We start from the raw sequence: 18,056 nt of genomic DNA, 5'->3' as shown, positions 1-18,056 counted from the left end.
CGGTAACCGTGCCACGAGTCACGGCTCGAGTTCGGCTGCCCGCCGTTCGAGGTAGGCACGCTCGACGGTGTTCTCGGTGAGCAGAAGCGCCGATTCATAGGCCGTCGCGGCTTCGGCGGTGCGTCCGAGTTGGGAGAGGAATGCCGCGCGGGACGCCTCGAGGTAGCTGTAGGTGGCCAGGGCCGGTTCCGCCAACAGGTCGTCCAGCAGGACGAGTGCGCGGCTCGGGTTTCCGGAGAGCCCTACTGCCACCGCATAGTTCAAGCGGACAACCGGCGATGGCCATTCGCGCAACAGCAGGACATACAGGCCGATGATTTCTCGCCAGTCGGTCTGCTCCCAGCTCGGCGCTTCATCGTGCACCGCGGCGATCGCCGCCTGCAACGTGTACCGATCGGTATGCGGCAGTGCGTGTTTCACCAGTGCGACCCCCTCGTCGATGGCCGCGCGGTCCCAGCGGGAGCGGTCCTGATGCTCGAGGGTGGACAGTCCGCCGTCCGCGTCCACCCGCGCCGGCCTGCGGGCGTCGGTGAGCAGGATCAGCGCCAGCAGGCCGGTCATCGACGGATCGTCGGGAACGAGCGCGTGCATCATCCGCGCCAATTGCAACGCGCGCTCGACGAGATCGGCACGAACGAGGCGGTCGCCGGATGGGGCGGTGTGGCCGGTGGTGAACAGCAGATGGATGACGGCGCAGATGGCGTCGAGGCGCTGGGGCAGCTCACGCACCGACGGCACCCGGTAGGGGATACCGGCCAGCGCGATCTTCTTCTTGGCCCGCGTGATCCGTGCCGCCATGGTCGACTCGCTGAGCAGGAAGGCGCGCGCGAGTTCCGCGGTAGTGACGCCGCAGACCAGGCGCAGGGTGAGCGCCACCTGAGCCTCCCGTGCCAGTGCCGGGTGGCAGCAGGTGCTGATCAGCCGGAGCCGGTCGTCAGGGATGTCGGTCGCGGAGTCGATGGCGGCGAGCGCGAGATCGGCTGTGTCGCCGCTGAGTTGGTCGGTGACGAGCAGCGGCAGGCTGCGCCGCATGGTCGAATCGCGGCGCAGTAGGTCGAGGCCGCGCCGCCGGGCAACGGTGGTGAGCCAGGCGCCCGGCTTCGTGGGCACACCGCTTGCTGTCCATTCCGTCAGCGCCTTGGCGTAGGCGTCCTGCACGCACTCCTCGGCCAGATCGAAATCACGGACCAGCCGCACCGTCGCGGCGAGCACGAAGGCCCATTCGCGACGGTGCGCCTGCTCGACGGCCACGGTCGCGTGCTCGGCCGCTTCGGTGTCGGTCGACATCGAACGTTCGGTCTATTCGAACACCATGATCGGGCGCACCTCGACACCGCCGAATCGGGCGGGCACCTTCTTGGCCAGCGCGATCGCCGCATCGAGATCCGGGGCTTCGAGCAGGTAGTAGCCGCCGAGCGCCTCCTTGGCTTCGCCGAACGGCGCGTCGGTCACGGTGAAATCGCCGTTGTCGTTCGCGCGGATCGAGGTTGCGGTCGGGGTTGGTTGCAAAGCATTTCCGCCTTGCAGCGCCGCGCCCGCGATCTCCTGGAATGTCACATGGTCCTGGTAGACCGCGCCCATTACCTCCTGTGAAGCGGCCGCGTAGGCATTCTCGTCTTCGTAGATCAGCACCAGATACTGACTCATGACTGCGCTCCTTCGGATTACCGGACTCGCCATTCGGGTCCGTACTCATCCCGACGAGCGAGTTCGACGCAAATCGACAATCGTCGGAAAGAATTCTGCTCCGATTCGTGCTCGCGCGCGGTGGCTTGCCGGTCCAACCTCGGTGCGACGGTCGTCAGGGTAGGAGTGCGGGCCGCGGTTCGACCCGGCCGCCCGCGCGGACGGCGTAGGACGCGCCGTGGCGGACGCCGGAATTCGGGTCCGCGACGTCGGTGAGATAGAACCAGTCCATCTGTGTCTGGTCGCGGTTGACCTCGAGGACGCCGTACCCGTGCGAATCCAGTTCGACGTAGCGCAGGTGGTGATTGGCGCCCTTGATCGACGCCTCCACCGGCACCGCGACCGTGCGCGCGGGCGCTCTCATGATTTCGCCGAGGCTGGACGAGGTGATCGACGGGACCACGAATTCCGCGCCGACGGTGGGCCCGGCCGGGTAATTCGCGGCATCGACCGGTAGGTCCGCGGCCCAGGAGGAGTGGATGTCGCCGGTCAGGAAGACCACATCGCCGACCTGCTGGTCGGTGATCGCGCTGAACAGCCGCTGCCGGTCCGCGGTGTAACCATCCCACTGGTCGCTGTTGGCGGCGATGCCCCCCTGCGGTACGCCCATCATGGTCGTGATGGCCGCGGACGTTGCCGGTTCCAGCGGCGGGAACAGTAGCGGTGCGATCATCACCGAGTTGCCGACCAGCTTCCAACGCACCGGCGCGGATGCCAAACCGGCGGTGAGCCAATCCATTTGGGCCCGCCCGGTGAGGGTGCGCGCGGGGTTGTCGACCTCGCGCCAGCCCGCGCCCGGCGTCGCCTCTTGGTCGCGGTAGCTGCGCAGGTCGAGCATCGAGAGTTCGGCGAGGGTGCCGAAGCGCAGTCGCCGGTAGATCTGTACGGCGGCACCGGAACCGCTGGTGCGCACCGGCATCCACTCCAGATAGGCGCGGGCCGATGCGACGCGGCGGGCCTGCCAGTCGCCCTGGACGGCGGGGTCGTGGTGGCTGGAGCCGCCGGACCAGGAGTTGTCGGCGGACTCGTGGTCGTCCCAGGTGCAGATGAACGGCACCAGCGCGTGCAGCGCCATCAGATCGGGATCGGTCTTGTACTGCGCGTGCCTGATTCGGTAGTCGGTCAGCGTGACGATCTCGTTGGCCGGGTCGTGCGGGCGGACCGAGCCGTTGCGGCCGCCGTACTCGCCGCGCCCGTATTCGTAGATGTAGTCGCCGAGGTGCACGACCGCGTCGAGGTCGGTGCGCGCGGCCAGATGCCGGTAGGCGCCGAAGTATCCGGCTTCCCAGTTCGCGCACGAGACCACGCCGAATCGCAGCCGGTCGGGTGTGGCCGAGGCGGCGGGGGCGGTGCGGGTGCGGCCGACGGGAGAGCTCGTCCCGAAGGCGGTGAAGCGGTAGAAGTAGTTGCTTTCGGGCGCGAGGCCGCTCACGTCGATCTTGATGGTGTGATCGGAGTCCGCTGTGGCCGTAGTGGTTCCGGAAGCGGCGAGCGAGGTGAACCGCGCGTCGGTCGCGATCTCCCAGCGCACCGCCGCCGCTTCGCCGACGCCGGAACCCGGTGTCGCGTCGTCGGACACGGTGACGCGCGTCCACAGGATCACGCCGTCGGGCAGCGGATCCCCGGAGGCGACGCCGTGCCGGAACACCGGTGCCGCGGCGGCGCGGGCAGGCGCGGTGACCCCCATCGTTGTCGCGGTGGCCGCTGCCACGGCACCGCCTTTCAGCAGGGTGCGCCGGGCGAGGAATCCGGGGGAGCCAGGGTCTGAAACGACCGTGTTTTCAGCCACAGGTAGTGATCACATCCGATGTGTGCGCGACAAGCAAATCGGCGTGCTCGGCAGCGCAGTGGACACCGGCGGCAGCGGCTGCCGCGCGGCGCTGTCGGTGCGCGTCGGTAACCTGCTCACCGTGACCGAAGGTTTGTTCGACGTGCCCGGCGATGCTGCGCCGTCGGAGCACACCATCGATAACGTGGTGCGCCGCGATGCGGGCGCGCCGCTCGCGGTGCGGATGCGGCCTGCCTCGCTCGACGAAGTGGTCGGTCAGCAGCACCTGCTCGGTCCAGGGTCGCCGCTTCGACGGCTGGTCGAAGGCTCCGGCGCGGCGTCGGTGCTGCTCTACGGCCCGCCCGGCACCGGAAAAACGACCCTCGCCTCCCTGATTTCGCACTCCACCGGGCGGCGCTTCGAGGCGCTCTCGGCATTGTCGGCAGGGGTCAAAGAGGTGCGCGCGGTCATCGACGTGGCGCGGCGCAGGCTCACCGCGGGCGAGCAGACCGTGCTCTTCATCGACGAGGTGCACCGCTTCTCCAAGACCCAGCAGGACGCGCTGCTCGCCGCGGTGGAGAACCGGATCGTGCTGCTTGTCGGCGCGACCACCGAGAACCCGTCGTTCTCGGTGGTGTCGCCGCTGTTGTCGCGTTCGCTGGTGTTGCAGTTGCAGTCGCTCACCGACGCCGACATTCGTCTCGTCCTGGAACGCGCGATCAGCGATCGGCGCGGACTCGGCGGCGAATACATCGTGACCGACGCGGCGCTCGACCACATCGTGCGCATCGCGGGCGGCGACGCTCGGCGCGCGCTCACCGCGCTGGAGGCATCGGCCGAATCCTCACTCGACGGCAGCGTCGATGTCGACCTGGTCGAGGCGAGCGTGGACAAGGCCGCGGTCCGCTACGACCGCGCGGGCGACCAGCACTACGACGTGATCAGCGCTTTCATCAAATCCATCCGAGGCTCCGACGTCGACGCCGCGCTGCACTATCTGGCCCGGATGCTCAGCGCGGGGGAGGACCCACGGTTCATTTCCCGCAGGCTGATGATCCACGCCAGCGAGGACATCGGCATGGCTGATCCCACGGCGTTGCAGACGGCGACCGCGGCCGCGCAGGTCGTACAGCTCGTTGGTCTTCCGGAGGCCAGGCTCGCTTTGGCGCAAGCCACCATCCATCTGGCGACCGCCCCGAAGTCCGGTGCCGTCATCGCGGCGATCGGCGCTGCCATGGCGGATGTCAACGCGGGTAAAGCGGGCGCGGTGCCACCGCACCTGCGTGACGGCCACTACGCGGGTGCCGCGAAACTCGGCAACGCGCAGGGCTACAGGTACCCGCACGACAACCAGGACGGCGTCCTGGCCCAGCAGTATCCGCCGGACGAACTCGTCGGCACCGACTACTACAAACCGACCGATCACGGCGTCGAACGCGAGATCGGTCCACGGGTCAGCAAGCTGCGCCGGATCATCCGCGGCAGGTGACGGCCGCGACCGCCGGTCCCTGAAAATTCGAATGCGGCACACCGGTAGGCTGGATACCTGTGCAGACCCACGAGATTCGACGGCGCTTCCTGGACCATTTCGTCCGTGCCGGCCATACCGAGGTGCCGAGTGCCTCGCTGATCCTGGCCGACCCGAACCTGCTGTTCGTCAACGCAGGCATGGTCCAGTTCGTTCCGTTCTTCCTCGGTCAGCAGACCCCGCCCTACGCGAGCGCGACGAGCGTGCAGAAGTGCGTGCGCACCGGTGACATCGAGAACGTCGGCGTGACCACCAGGCACAACACCTTCTTCCAGATGGCGGGCAACTTCAGCTTCGGCGACTACTTCAAGCGCGAGGCGATCACCTTCGCCTGGACGCTGCTGACCAACAGCGTCGAGGACGGTGGCTACGGCTTCGATCCGCAACGCCTGTGGGCCACCGTGTATCTCGACGACGACGAGGCCGAGCAGATCTGGCTCGAGGTCGGTGTGCCCGCCGAGCGCATCCAGCGCCGCGGCATGGCCGACAACTATTGGTCGATGGGTATCCCGGGCCCGTGCGGCCCGTGTTCGGAGATCTACTTCGACCGCGGCCCCGAGTACGGCATCGAGGGCGGCCCCGAGGCCGACGAGGATCGCTACCTCGAAATCTGGAACCTCGTGTTCATGCAGAACGAGCGCGGCGTGGGCACCAGCAAGGACGACTTCGAGATACTGGGCCCGCTGCCCAAGAAGAACATCGACACCGGCATGGGTATCGAGCGCGTCGCGTTCCTGCTGCAAGGCGTGGACAACGTGTACGAGACCGACCTGCTGCGCCCGATCATCGACAAGGCCGAGGAACTGACCGGCCGGTCCTACGGCGTCACACACGAGGACGACGTGCGTTTCCGCGTGATCGCCGACCACGCGCGCACCGGAGCCATGCTGATCGCAGACGGCATCAACCCCGGCAATGACGGTCGCGGCTACGTCCTGCGCCGTCTACTGCGCAGGATCGTGCGATCGGCCAGACTGTTGGGTGCGGAGAAGCCGGTCATGGGCGAGTTCATGAAGGTCGTCAGCGACCTCATGTCGCAGTCCTACCCGGAGCTCGCCACCGATTTCCGCAGGATCGAGACGGTCGCGATCGGCGAGGAGACGGCGTTCCTCAAGACGCTCAACACCGGCTCCACCCTGTTCGACAACACGGCTTCGGCGGTGAAGGCCAAGGGCAGCGACACCATCGCGGGCACCGACGCCTTCACCCTGCACGACACCTACGGTTTCCCGATCGACCTCACCCTGGAGATGGCCGCCGAGGCGGGCCTTTCGGTGGACGAGGACGGCTTCCGCTCGCTGATGGCCGAGCAGCGCAAACGCGCCAAGGACGACGCGCAGGCCCGCAAGCACGCGCACGCCGACCTCACGGTCTACAAGGAACTCGTCGATCGCGGTGCCACCGAGTTCACCGGCTTCGACGAGTTGACCTCCGAGGCGCACGTGCTCGCGTTGATCGCCGACGGCATCCGGGTTCCGGTCGCCGCCGCCGGTCAGGACGTCGAGGTGATTCTCGATCGCAGCCCGATGTACGCGGAGGCGGGCGGCCAGATCGCCGACCGCGGCTCGATCACCGCCACGGGACTGAAGCTGCGCGTGAACGACGTGCAGAAGATCGCCAAGAAGGTCTGGGTGCACAAGACCACCGTCGAGCACGGCCAGATCGCCGAGGGTGATGTCGTGCTCGCGCAGGCCGACCCGGCCTGGCGTCACGGCGCCACCCAGGGCCACTCGGGCACGCACATGGTGCACGCCGCCCTTCGTCAGATCCTCGGCCCGAACGCGGTGCAGGCAGGCTCGCTGAACAAGCCGGGCTACCTGCGCTTCGACTTCAATTGGCAGGGCCAGCTTTCCGAGCAGCAGAAGACCGACATCGAGGCCGTGTCCAACGACGCGGTCGGCGCGGACTTCCCGGTGAACACCTTCGTCACCGACCTGACCAAGGCCAAGCAGATGGGCGCGATGGCCCTGTTCGGCGAGAACTACGGCGACGAGGTGCGCGTCGTGGAGATCGGCGGCCCGTTCTCGATGGAGCTGTGCGGTGGTACGCACGTGCAGCATTCCTCGCAGATCGGCCCGATCACCCTGCTCGGCGAATCGTCGGTCGGTTCCGGTGTGCGTCGCGTGGAGGCCTTCGTCGGGCTGGACTCCTACAAGTACCTGGCCAAGGAACGTGCGTTGCTCGCCGGTGTCGCGTCGTCGCTGAAGGTGCCCTCGGAGGAGGTGCCCGCGCGCGTCGAGCAATTGGTGGAGCGGCTGAAGGTGGCCGAGAAGGAACTCGAGCGCACCAAGGTCGCCGCGGTACTGTCCTCGGCGGGCAAGTTCGTCGAGGAGGCCGAGCGACTCGGCGGCGTGCTGCTTGTCGCCGCCGCCGCGCCGCAGGGCGTCGCCGCGGGTGATCTGCGCACGCTGGCCACCGACATCCGCGGCCGCTTCGGCAGCAGCGCCGCCATCGTGGTGTTGCTCGGCAATGCCGAGGGCAAGGTCCCGTTCGTGGTGACCGTCAACAAGGGCGCGCAGGATCTCGGCTTCAAGGCGGGCGATCTGGTCGGCAGCTTCGGGCCGAGCATCGCGGGACGCGGTGGCGGCAAGCCGGAGATGGCTCAGGGCGCGGGATCGGATCCCTCGGGTATCGAAGTCGGTCTTGCCGCGGTCCGTGCTCGGGTGGCCGAACTCGCCGGGTGATGGACGAGTCGGAAAGTCTTGGTTCGTCGGAGCAGCCGAACGCGGCGTCGCCACGCGGTGTCGAACGGCCCGACGCGACGACCGATCCCGGTCGCGGTAGGCGAATCGCGGTAGATGTCGGTAGTGTCCGGATCGGCGTCGCCTCCAGCGACCCGGACGGCGTCCTCGCCACGCCCGTCGAAACTGTCTCTCGAGCAAAGCAGAACAATCGAGGCGGCGGTCTGGCACCCGACATAGCCAGAATTGCCGAAATTGTGCGGGAGTACGAAGCCGTCGAGGTCATCGTGGGTCTTCCGAGGACATTGCGCGGCGAAAAGGGCACCGCGGCAACCCTGGCGATGGCATTCGCGGATCGTTTGCGGGCGGTGGTTGCCCCGGTGCCCATCCGGCTTTCCGACGAACGTTTGACTACGGTGTCAGCTGCACGTGCATTGCGGGACAGTGGAGTTCGCGCGCGTGGCCAGCGCCAGGTGATCGATCAGGCGGCGGCCGTGTCGATCCTGCAAGGATGGTTGGACGAACGGAGTGCGGTGTTGAGGTCGGTCGAAGCTGCGTCTGATTTGCCGCGTCAGCGGCACGGAGCGGTGCCTCCCGCGTCGTCCGGGGATGAGGCATGACGGATCGCTGGACGCGCGCCGAGGAACGCTACCGGCAGCGTGAGGCCGAGACTCGGCGTTATAAGCGCGACGACGCGGCGTGGGAGGCCTACGAGGACGACACCAATGTGATTCCGCGCTACACCGACGAGGAGCCGTTGCAGCCCCCCGCGCCTACTCGTGGTGGTGGCCAGCGCACCCGGCGCGCGGCGCCGGAGGCTGACGACCAGGAGCCGCAGGAGCCACGACAGCCACGCGGCCGTCGCTCGGAGCCACGTGGATCCCAGACGCGCGGGGCCAAGCCGCGTGGCGGATCGCGGAGCAAGCGCACCCGCGTCGCGTCACGCAAGGCGGCCGAGCGTAAGCGCCGCCGCCGGAATCTATGGGTCATCAGCGGTGTTTTCGTGCTGCTGTTCGTCGCAGCGGCGGGCTTCGCGGGCTACAAATGGGTGAAATCGGCCTTCGGGCCGGCCGAGGATTACACGGGACCCGCCGGACCGCTCGTGGTGGTGCAGGTGCAGTCGGGTGACACCTCGAACCAGATCGCCGCCGCGATGATGGCCAAGGGCGTCGTCGCGAGCACCGGATCCTTTGTCGAAGCGGCCGTGCGGAATTCGAACATGAACGCGGTGCAGCCCGGCTACTACGCGATACCGAGCCACATTCCCGCTATGCAGGCGGTGACCACGCTGGTCGGCAAGGAGTCGCGCGTCGGCAACCTGGTCGTCTCCGAGGGGCGGCAGCTGCACGACCAGCAGGACGTGAACACCGGGTCGCGCAAGGACGGCATCTATCGCAAGATCTCCGATGCCAGCTGCGTCGGTACCGTGACCGCGAAGAAGTGCGTGAGCTACGAACAGCTCGATACCGCAGGTGCGAGTATGGATTTCGCCGCGCTCGGTGTGCCGTCATGGGCGGAGCAATCGGTCAAGGATGTGCCGGACCGGAGCAGGCAGCTGGAGGGCTTGATCTCCGCGGGCACCTGGGATTTCGATCCGAGTGGGACGGCGGAGCAGATCCTGCGTCAGTTGGTGAGCGACAGCGCGCGCAGCTACGAGTCGACCGGGCTGCTGCAATCGGGCACCGAGACCAAGCTGACTCCATATCAGACGATGATCGCCGCGTCGCTGGTGGAACGTGAAGCGCTGCCACAGGATATGGGCAAGGTCGCGCGGGTGATCGTGAACCGGTTGCGGGTCAACCAGCCGCTACAGTTCGACTCGACGGTGAACTACGCACTCGACCGCACCGAGGTGGCCACCACCGACGCGGACCGGGCCAAGCGCACCGCGTGGAACACCTACGCGATGCCGGGCCTGCCCGCGACGCCGATCTCCGCGCCGTCGCTGAATGCGCTGCGCGCCATGGAGAATCCGGAAGCAGGCACCTGGCTGTACTTCGTGACCGTCGACAAGCAGGGCACCACCGTGTTCACCGAGAGCTACAACGAACACCTGCGGAATATCGAAAAGGCCAGGCAGAGCGGGATTCTCGATAGTGGACGCTGAATCGGGCACGGCGGAGGCGCCGGTCCGCAGGGCCGCGGTGCTCGGTAAGCCGATCTCGCATTCGCGGTCCCCGGAGCTGCACTTGGCCGCCTACCGGGCGCTCGGCCTCGACTGGACCTACGACCGCATCGAGTGCACCGCCGAGCAGCTGCCAGGGCTGGTGGACGGTCTCGGTCCCGAATGGGTCGGTCTCTCGGTGACCATGCCAGGCAAGGAGGCCGCCCTGGCGTACGCGACCGAACGCACCGAGCGAGCGGTCTTGGTCGGGTCGGCCAACACGCTGGTCCCGATAGGTGTTGTCTCGACCGACCTGCAAGCAGTCGCCAGCGGTGTTGTCTCGACCGACCTGCAAGCAGTCGCCAGCGGTGCCGGCTGGCGAGCGGACTGCACGGACGTAGACGGCGTTATCGGAGCCCTGCGCGGTGGCGGCGTCATCGAAATCGCCGAGGCCGTAGTGCTCGGCGCGGGTGGCACCGCACGCCCGGCCATGCTCGCCTTCTCCGAGCTCGGCGCGCGGCATGTCACCGTGGTGGCGCGCGATGCTGGAAGGGCGCGTAGCGCACTGGATCTCGCGGAGCGTCTCGGAATGACGGCAACGGTGCTCGGATTCGACTCCGCCGCGATCGGCGCGGCGTGCGCGGGAGCGGGCGCGGTCGTCAGCACGGTTCCGGCCGCGGCCGCCGCCGCCGTCGCCGACCAGGTGGCCGCCGCTCCCGTCGTCCTCGACGCTATCTACAACCCATGGCCGACACCGCTCGCTTTTGCCGTCGCCCGAGCGGGCCACACCGTGGTCAGCGGCCTGGAGATGCTGCTGAACCAGGCTTACGGCCAAGTGGAGCAGTTCACCGGGCGTCCCGCTCCGCGTGTGGAAATGGCCGCGGCCATCAAGCCGCCCGAAATCTGACACCGGTTCTAGTTTGGATCCGTGCGGCGCAGGTTATTGTGTTGGATATGAATGCTTGGGTGTTGCGAGCCGCAGTCCTCGGTGCGCTGGTTGTCGTCCTGCGTGCCGTGCTGGGATTCGCGATGGTGTACTGGCCGACGAATGGGGCGTGGATGCGGATCCTGGCCCTCGTCGTCCTGCTCGGCGCCATCGGATTCTGGGGCCTGCTCGACGGTCGAAAGGACCGCGCCGCCCACCCCGACCCGGAGCGCGGCTCCGATCTGACCATCCTGTGGCTGAAGGCCGCTGTGGCAGGTGGCGTCGGTAGCGGCCTCGTCGCTTGGATCCTGGACCGGGCGCCCCGCTTCGACCTCGGCGACAACGGTTTGCTCTTCGAGCTGACCGCCTCCGCCGCGTTCATCGTCCTGCTGATCTTCATGCCCGCGCTGCTCGGTGTCGCCATCGGCCGCATGCTGGCGGGCCGCAAGGCCGACAGCTGGTCCGCGCCGCCCACCGCGCTCACCAAGGGGCCGAGACCCGCCTGATACCGGCAATCGGCAAGCAAACGAAAACGGCGCACCTCCGCACAGGAGATGCGCCGTTTTCCGTTGTCGGCTACAGCAGGATCGCGCCGCTGCTCGGGCTGTCTTCCTTGGCGATGGCCGAGTACGCGGCGGCGAGCAGCGCCGGATCGGGGCCTTCGAGACGCCCCGGCTTGCCCAGACCGTCGAGGACGACGAATCGCAGCACACCCGAACGGGTCTTCTTGTCGGTCTGCATCGCGTCCAGCAGCTGCGGGAGTGCGTCGGCGTCGTAGCCGGTCGGCAGGCCGACACTCTGCAGGATGGCGCGATGACGGTCGGCGGTGGCATCGTCGAGGCGCCCGGCAAGGCGGCCGAGCTCGGCGGCGAACACCAGTCCGACCGAGACGGCGGCGCCGTGGCGCCAGCGGTAGCGCTCGCGGCGCTCGATCGCGTGCCCCAAGGTGTGCCCGTAGTTGAGGATTTCGCGCAGGCTGGCCTCCTTGAGGTCGGCGGCGACCACGTCCGCCTTCACCTGGATCGCGCGGCGGATCAGCTCCGGCAGCACCTCCCCCGTGGGGTCGATCGCGGCCTCTGGGTCGGCCTCGATCAGCTCCAGGATCACTGGGTCGGCGATGAAACCGGCCTTGATGATCTCGGCCATGCCCGCGACGATCTCGTTGCGCGGCACCGTTTCCAGCGTCACCAGGTCGACGAGGACCGCGGCGGGCTCGTGGAAGGAGCCGACCAGGTTCTTGCCCGCCTCGGTATTGATGCCGGTCTTGCCGCCGACAGCCGCGTCGACCATCGCGAGCAGCGTGGTCGGCACGTGCACGATATTGACTCCGCGCATCCAGGTGGCGGCGACGAACCCGGCCAGGTCGGTGGCCGCGCCGCCACCGAGGCTCACTACGACGTCGTTGCGGGTCAGGCCGATGCGGCCGAGCACCTCCCAGCAGAAGCCCGCGACGGCCAGCTCCTTGCCGGACTCGGCATCCGGGATCTCGATGCGATGCGCGTCGATACCGGTGTCGGCCAGGGCCTTGCGCACGGCTTCCGCGGTCTCGGCCAGCGGCGGCTGATGGAAGATCGCGACCGTCCGCACGCCGGTGGTCGCGCCGTTGACCGCATCGACCAGTTCGCCGAGTAGCCCGCGGCCGATGATCACGGGATACGGGTCGGCGGTGCGGACCTGGAGACGAGTCGGCTCGGTCATGGGTGCTCCGATTCTGTTCGTGCCGTTTGATTGGTCGAGCGTGCACGGGCGCGTCGGGCGCGAGCGCGCCGCGACCGGCTGCCCGGTGTCGGTGTGTTGCCGGGGGTTTCCTGCGGTGTGGGTGTTGCCTCGGTCTTATTCTGCTGCTGCGGTTCGCCCTGCGCGGCCTTGCGGCGCGCCGCGGCTCTCGACCTGGCCGCGCGCCTCGCGCGTGACCTGTTGCTGCCCTGCGACTTTCCGGTGCCCTCGGTGTTCCCGCCGCGCTGCGTCTTACCGCTGTCCTCGGCCGATGCCGCGCTCTGCGCGAGCGCGGTGCCGGTTGCCGCCGCCGCGTCGGGCTCTGTGTCTTGCGGAAGGACCGAATCCATATCGAGCTTCGCCATGATCATGCGCACCACGCGACCGGGACTGCGACCGTCGGTCCGCACCCGGACCGAGGCGACCTCCCGGTACAGCGGCCGGCGCTTGCGCATCAGTTCCCGGTATTTCGTGCCGGGGTCGGCGCCGTTGAGCAGCGGCCTTCCGGTGCTCGCGCCGGTGCGGCGAAGTCCTTCGGCCACACTGATTTCCAGGTAGACCACGGTGCGGTTACGCAGCAGCGCCCTGGTTTCCTTGGACAACACGGCACCGCCGCCCAGTGACACGACACCGCGTTCGGCCAGGATGGCGCGGCGCACCACGCGTTCCTCGATCTTGCGGAACTCGGGTTCGCCGTCGGTGGCGAAGATCTCGGGAATGGTGCGCCCGGTCTCGCGCTCGATGCCGGTATCGGTGTCGTACAACTCGACACCGAGTTCCCTCGCGAGCTTGCGGCCGATCGTGGTTTTCCCTGCTCCGGGCGGTCCGACCAGCACCACGCGCGGTGCGCGCGGATCGGTCTGGACGATCATTGCGGCATGTGTGGGCGGGCGCTGATGCGCTTGACGTAGCTGGTGATGTTGTCCAGGGTCTCGGTCAGCGAGTCGCCACCGAACTTCTCCAGCGCGGCCTGCGCGACGACGAGCGCGACCATCGACTCGGCGACCACACCCGCGGCCGGCACGGCGCACACGTCGGAGCGCTGGTGGATGGCGACGGCTTCTTCGCCGGTGGTCATGTCGACCGTGGCGAGCGCGCGCGGCACCGTCGAGATCGGCTTCATCGCGGCGCGGACCCGAAGAGCCTCGCCGTTGGTCATGCCGCCTTCCAGGCCGCCCGCCCTGTTGGTCGAGCGCAGCACCCCGTCGGGACCTCGCTTCATTTCGTCGTGTGCCAGGCTGCCGCGGCGGCGCGCGGTCTCGAAACCGTCGCCGACCTCGACGCCCTTGATCGCCTGAATGCCCATCAGCGCGGCGGCAAGGCGCGAGTCCAGCCGGTTCTCGCCGCTGGTGAAGGAGCCGAGTCCGACGGGCAGGCCCTCGACGACGACCTCGACGACGCCACCGAGGGTGTCGCCGTCCTTCTTGGCAGCCTCGATCTCCGTGATCATCGCGGCCTCGGCGTCCTTGTCGAACGCGCGCACCGGGCTCTCGTCGATGGCGGCCAGATCGCTCGCGCCCGGGATCACCCCGGTGGTGTTCACGGCGGTTCCGATCGAGACGACGTGCGAGACGACCTCGACACCGAATGCCTGGCGCAGGAAGTTGCGCGCGAGGGTGCCCGCCGCGACGCGCGCGGCGGTTTCGCGGGCGCTGGCCCGCTCCAGCACATTGCGGGCGTCGTCGAAGTTGTACTTGAGCATGCCCGAGTAGTCGGCGTGCCCTGGCCTGGGGCGAGTGAGCGGCGCATTACGTGCCAGATCGGCGAGCTCGGTCTCATCTACCGGGTCGGCGGACATGACTATCGTCCACTTCGGCCACTCGGAGTTGGCGATCTCGATCGCGATCGGTCCACCCATGGAGCGGCCGTGGCGCACACCGCCGACGATGGTGACCTTGTCGGCCTCGAACTTCATCCTCGCGCCGCGCCCGTACCCGAGCCGGCGCCGTGCGAGCTGCGCGGAGATCTCTTCGGAGGTCACCTCGACACCGGCCACCATCCCCTCGAGGATGGTGACGAGAGCGGGACCATGGGATTCTCCGGCAGTTATCCAGCGCAACACGCTGTCCATCTTCCCATGTCGACGTGGGTGCTCCGGCATGCGGCCCGACGTGATCACGGGCACGGTCGGCGCGTCGGCGACATGGGCGCGGGGCCACCCGCTGTCACCGGCCAGGTTGCCGCGGCGCGATGGCCGCCGAGCCCGGGACGGGTGGCTCCGACCGGCGTGTCGGAAGGTTGCGTCAGCTGCCACGGGTCGCGGCAAGCGCCAGCAGCGTCGTCAGGCACATCGCAGGCCCATGTGGCACGGTGAGTCGTCGGGTGCGGTCTGTCTCGGCTCGCATCCTTCGGACGGCCAGCGCCACCACGCCGAGCGCGGCGGTCAGGATCGGCGCGGCGAGCGCCGCCCGCACCCACGCCTGCGCACCACCGAGCCCGGCCACCGCGCCGAGCCCGATCGCGAGTTTCACATCCCCCGCGCCGAACGCCTCCGGCGAACCCAGATGTACCAGCAGGTAGGGAATCGCCAGCAACGCGGCACCGAGCAGCGCGGTTGTGAATTGTGTTGTGAACAACGCGTATCCGAAGATCATCAGCGCGCCCGGTCCGGTGAGCGCGTCGGGCAGCCTGCGGTGCCGGATATCGATGACGGTGAGTGTCCCGCACCATGCCACGAGCAGGGAGAATGCAGCAAAGTCCATGGCTACCAGCCTTTGTCGAACGCGCTCGCCGATCAAGCCTCATTCACGAATTGTCGATAGCCGATCGATATGTGAACAACGATCGATCCGCTCGGTGTCGCGGCCGGGTGTCCGCGTCGCTTCCGCGCGTAATTGTGCGGGGGCAGAGTGGATTTCGTTCGAGTCGTAATGCGGCGTTTGTCCGTTCTCCGAAGCGGCCGATCGGCCGCGCCGCCACGGCCGGGGGATCCTCCGATCGCCGGTGTCCGTGTTGCGTGTCGGGTTGTTGCGTGTCGGCGGTAGCTTTGAACACATGTCTGCTGATCACGCGCGCCGTTGGCCCGACTACGCAGCGCGTCGCGGTGCGCTGCGGAGTCTGCTGGTGGAGAACGAGGTCGATGCACTGCTGGTCACCGACCTGGTGAACATCAGATACCTCACCGGGTTCACCGGGTCCAACGCCACACTGCTCGTGCACTCCTGGGATATGCGCAATGCCGAGGAGCGCACGGTGATCGGCACCGACGGCCGGTACCGGACCCAGGTTTCCGAGCAGGTGCCGGACCTGCGGGCCGAGATCGCAAGGGCCACTGCCCGCAGGATCGCGGAACTCGCGGGGGAGTGGCAGCTCGGCCGAGTCGGCTACGAGAGCCACATCGTCACCGTCGACCAGCACCGCGGTTTCATCGAGCAGTGCACCGGCCTCGAGTTCGTCGCGACTCCCGGGCTTGTCGAACAGTTGCGGATGGTGAAGGACCCATACGAGATAGAGCAACTGCGCGCCGCGTGCGCCGCGGGCGACGCCGGACTCGCCACATTGCTCGAGCGCGGTGCGCTGCGCCCCGGCCGCACCGAGCGGCAGGTGGCGAGAGATCTCGAGTGGGCCATGTTCGAGCACGGCGCCGCGGCGGTGGCTTTCGAGACGATCGTCGCAACCGGCGCGAATTCGGCTGTCCCGCATCATCGGCCGACCGAAGCCGTGCTCGCCACCGGCGACTTCGTCAAGCTCGACTTCGGCGCGGTAGTCGGCGGCTATCACTCGGATATGGCACGCACCTTCGTGCTCGGCGCGCCGACGGACTGGCACCGCGAGGTATACGCCCTGGTCCAGGAATCGCAGCGAGCCGGACGCGAGGCATTGACACCTGGTGCGCAGGTGGCCGACGTGGATGCGGCCGCCCGCGCGGTGATCGAGTCGGCCGGGCACGGGAAGCTGTTCGTGCACGGTCTCGGGCACGGGGTGGGACTGCAGATTCATGAAGCGCCGGGAATCGCCAAAACCGGAACCGGTACACTTCTGTCTGGCGTGGCGGTGACCGTCGAACCAGGTGTGTACTTTCCCGGCCGCGGCGGCGTCCGGATCGAGGACACGCTCGTGGTGCGCGAAGGGGGCCCGGAACTGCTCACCAACACCAGCAAAGACTTGACCGTCGTCGACTGACGCCGGTTGCCCGAGACCGTAGATATTACGAACGAGGAGATCCGAGGACAGTGGCGGACACCAGCGACTTCAAGAACGGCCTTGTGCTGAAGATCGACGGTCAGCTCCAGCAGATCATCGAATTCCAGCACGTCAAGCCGGGTAAGGGGCCCGCGTTCGTGCGGACCAAGCTGAAGAACGTGCTGTCCGGCAAGGTTGTCGACAAGACCTTCAACGCGGGCGTCAAGGTGGAGACCGCCGTCGTCGACCGTCGCGATATGACCTACCTGTACCACGATGGTTCGGATTTCGTCTTCATGGACGGCGACACCTTCGACCAGATTTCGATCACCGAACAGACCATCGGACCGAGCTCCCGCTTCCTGCTGGAGAACATGTCCGTGCAGGTCGCGACCAACGAGGGCGCACCGCTGTACGTCGAGCTCCCGGTCACAGTCGAGCTCGAGGTGCAGCACACCGACATCGGCCTGCAGGGTGACCGCTCCACCGGCGGCACCAAGCCGGCCACGCTGGAAACAGGCGCCGAGGTGCAGGTCCCGCTGTTCATCAACAGCGGCGACAAGCTGCGCATCGACTCGCGTGACGGCAGCTACCTCGGCCGGGTGAACTCCTGATCACCCACCGCCGGGCACACAGGGGGATGATGTGACGGTGGCCGAACAGAAACCCACGTACAAAAAGCTCGGCGCCAGGCACAAGGCGCGCCGCCGCGCGGTCGACCTGCTCTTCGAGGCGGAAGCCCGCGACGTCGATGCGGCCGATCTGGTCTCCGAGCGCGTCGAGTTGGCCGCCCAGGACCAGGCGGTCGCCCCGGTGCATGCGTACACCAAGACCCTTGTCGAGGGCGTCGCCGACGATCTCGACCGGGTGGACGGCACCATCGAGTCCTACCTCAAGGACTGGGAGCTGTCCCGGCTGCCCGCCGTCGACCGTGCCATCCTGCGGATCGCGGTGTGGGAGTTGTTCCACGCCAACGATGTTCCGCCGGTGGTCGCCGTCGATGAGGCCGTGGAGTTGGCCAAAGAGCTCTCCACCGACGACTCACCGTCCTTCGTGAACGGCGTACTGGGCCAGGTCGTGCTCGTCGCGCCCCAGGTGCGCGCCGCCGCCGCGGCGACAGCGCCGCCGCGCCAGGAGCCCGAGGCCTGACATGGCGAACAAGTACCTGGTGATGGCGATGCGCAGGCCGGACTTCGATTCCTCGGCCATCGAGCCGCACCGCGATTTCCTCGCGGGTCTGCTCGAACGCGGCCAGTTGGTCGAGAGTGGTCGCTTCACCGACGGCACCGGTGGCGCCTACGTCATCCACGCCGACAGCCTCGACGCCGCCCGCGAGATCGCCTTCTCCGACCCGGTCCACACCACGGGGTCTTCGGAGCTCACGGTCTACGAGTGGGAGATCGTCGTCTCCGCCTGAGCTGAACATCCGCAACAGCCGCGCGCCTGAAAAGGTGTGCGGCTGTTGTTGTTTCGGAGCCTCGCCGATGTGCACCCCAGCGCTCCCGCTGGTGGGTGTACGGGCCCAG

The 18,056-nt window shown here is 67.9% G+C and carries 16 protein-coding genes and 1 pseudogene; 10 read left to right on the top strand and 7 right to left on the bottom strand.

Annotated elements, in window-relative coordinates; all coding sequences use genetic code 11:
- Positions 1-18: 18 nt before the first annotated feature.
- The 3 genes from ACLMAJ_RS21640 to ACLMAJ_RS21630 all read right to left on the bottom strand — a co-directional run bounded on the left by ACLMAJ_RS21640 (position 19) and on the right by ACLMAJ_RS21630 (position 3,373).
- A complete protein-coding gene (locus tag ACLMAJ_RS21640; RefSeq protein ID WP_412015592.1) occupies positions 19-1,287 on the bottom strand; it encodes an RNA polymerase sigma factor in 1,269 nt (422 codons plus the stop codon).
- Positions 1,288-1,299: 12 nt separating this feature from the next.
- The gene (locus ACLMAJ_RS21635; protein ID WP_412015591.1) at positions 1,300-1,647 is read right to left on the bottom strand and encodes a YciI family protein; all 348 of its coding nucleotides are present in this window, start codon (positions 1,645-1,647) and stop codon (positions 1,300-1,302) included.
- A 154-nt stretch (positions 1,648-1,801) separates the two neighbouring features.
- Positions 1,802-3,373 (bottom strand): alkaline phosphatase D family protein, encoded by a 1,572-nt coding sequence (locus ACLMAJ_RS21630; protein ID WP_412015693.1) that lies wholly within the window; start codon positions 3,371-3,373, stop codon positions 1,802-1,804.
- Between the two features lie 244 nt (positions 3,374-3,617).
- Here ACLMAJ_RS21630 and ACLMAJ_RS21625 point away from each other — a divergent pair, with 244 nt between their 5' ends.
- Genes ACLMAJ_RS21625 through ACLMAJ_RS21600 form a run of 6 tightly spaced genes read left to right on the top strand, consistent with a single transcriptional unit; the run spans position 3,618 to position 11,198 of the window.
- Positions 3,618-4,943, top strand: coding sequence for a replication-associated recombination protein A (locus ACLMAJ_RS21625; RefSeq protein WP_412015692.1), 1,326 nt, complete (start codon positions 3,618-3,620; stop codon positions 4,941-4,943).
- Between the two features lie 59 nt (positions 4,944-5,002).
- Complete coding sequence (gene alaS / locus ACLMAJ_RS21620; protein ID WP_412015590.1) at positions 5,003-7,666, top strand: alanine--tRNA ligase; 2,664 nt, start codon at positions 5,003-5,005, stop codon at positions 7,664-7,666.
- Positions 7,666-8,283, top strand: coding sequence for a Holliday junction resolvase RuvX (ruvX, locus tag ACLMAJ_RS21615; protein ID WP_412015589.1), 618 nt, complete (start codon positions 7,666-7,668; stop codon positions 8,281-8,283). Before alaS ends, ruvX begins: the two co-directional genes overlap by 1 nt.
- Entirely contained in the window at positions 8,280-9,770 is a 1,491-nt protein-coding gene (mltG, locus tag ACLMAJ_RS21610; protein WP_412015588.1) for an endolytic transglycosylase MltG, read from the top strand. The genes ruvX and mltG overlap by 4 nt, the downstream gene beginning before the upstream one ends.
- Positions 9,760-10,674: a shikimate dehydrogenase gene (locus ACLMAJ_RS21605; RefSeq protein WP_412015587.1), complete on the top strand. Its 915-nt coding sequence runs from the start codon at positions 9,760-9,762 to the stop codon at positions 10,672-10,674. The genes mltG and ACLMAJ_RS21605 overlap by 11 nt, the downstream gene beginning before the upstream one ends.
- A 47-nt stretch (positions 10,675-10,721) precedes the next feature.
- Positions 10,722-11,198 (top strand): B-4DMT family transporter, encoded by a 477-nt coding sequence (locus ACLMAJ_RS21600; protein WP_412015586.1) that lies wholly within the window; start codon positions 10,722-10,724, stop codon positions 11,196-11,198.
- A 70-nt stretch (positions 11,199-11,268) separates the two neighbouring features.
- On the opposite strand, the gene aroB is transcribed toward ACLMAJ_RS21600, so the two are convergent.
- The 4 genes and pseudogenes from aroB to ACLMAJ_RS21580 form a co-directional block, all read right to left on the bottom strand.
- The gene (aroB, locus tag ACLMAJ_RS21595) at positions 11,269-12,390 is read right to left on the bottom strand and encodes a 3-dehydroquinate synthase (RefSeq protein ID WP_412015585.1); all 1,122 of its coding nucleotides are present in this window, start codon (positions 12,388-12,390) and stop codon (positions 11,269-11,271) included.
- Positions 12,391-12,761: 371 nt separating this feature from the next.
- Positions 12,762-13,280, bottom strand: a pseudogene (locus ACLMAJ_RS21590) (shikimate kinase); the annotation flags it as partial.
- Positions 13,277-14,470: a chorismate synthase gene (aroC, locus tag ACLMAJ_RS21585; protein WP_412015691.1), complete on the bottom strand. Its 1,194-nt coding sequence runs from the start codon at positions 14,468-14,470 to the stop codon at positions 13,277-13,279. The pseudogene ACLMAJ_RS21590 and the gene aroC, both read right to left, overlap by 4 nt.
- A 181-nt stretch (positions 14,471-14,651) precedes the next feature.
- Positions 14,652-15,110 carry a prepilin peptidase gene (locus ACLMAJ_RS21580; RefSeq protein WP_412015584.1) on the bottom strand — a complete coding sequence of 153 codons (459 nt, stop codon included), beginning with the start codon at positions 15,108-15,110 and terminating at the stop codon, positions 14,652-14,654.
- A gap of 292 nt (positions 15,111-15,402) precedes the next feature.
- Here ACLMAJ_RS21580 and ACLMAJ_RS21575 point away from each other — a divergent pair, with 292 nt between their 5' ends.
- Genes ACLMAJ_RS21575 through ACLMAJ_RS21560 form a run of 4 tightly spaced genes read left to right on the top strand, consistent with a single transcriptional unit; the run spans position 15,403 to position 17,947 of the window.
- Complete coding sequence (locus ACLMAJ_RS21575) at positions 15,403-16,530, top strand: M24 family metallopeptidase (RefSeq protein WP_412015583.1); 1,128 nt, start codon at positions 15,403-15,405, stop codon at positions 16,528-16,530.
- A 50-nt stretch (positions 16,531-16,580) separates the two neighbouring features.
- Positions 16,581-17,144 (top strand): elongation factor P, encoded by a 564-nt coding sequence (gene efp / locus ACLMAJ_RS21570; RefSeq protein ID WP_412015582.1) that lies wholly within the window; start codon positions 16,581-16,583, stop codon positions 17,142-17,144.
- A 37-nt stretch (positions 17,145-17,181) separates the two neighbouring features.
- Complete coding sequence (gene nusB / locus ACLMAJ_RS21565; protein WP_412015581.1) at positions 17,182-17,679, top strand: transcription antitermination factor NusB; 498 nt, start codon at positions 17,182-17,184, stop codon at positions 17,677-17,679.
- 1 nt (position 17,680) lies between these two features.
- Entirely contained in the window at positions 17,681-17,947 is a 267-nt protein-coding gene (locus tag ACLMAJ_RS21560) for a YciI family protein (RefSeq protein ID WP_412015580.1), read from the top strand.
- Positions 17,948-18,056: the final 109 nt, after the last annotated feature.

Source organism: Nocardia arseniciresistens, from assembly GCF_046764875.1.
GTDB lineage: Bacteria > Actinomycetota > Actinomycetes > Mycobacteriales > Mycobacteriaceae > Nocardia > Nocardia arseniciresistens.
Note: the sequence above shows the minus strand (reverse complement) of the source record. Positions and strands in the feature narration are given on the sequence as shown.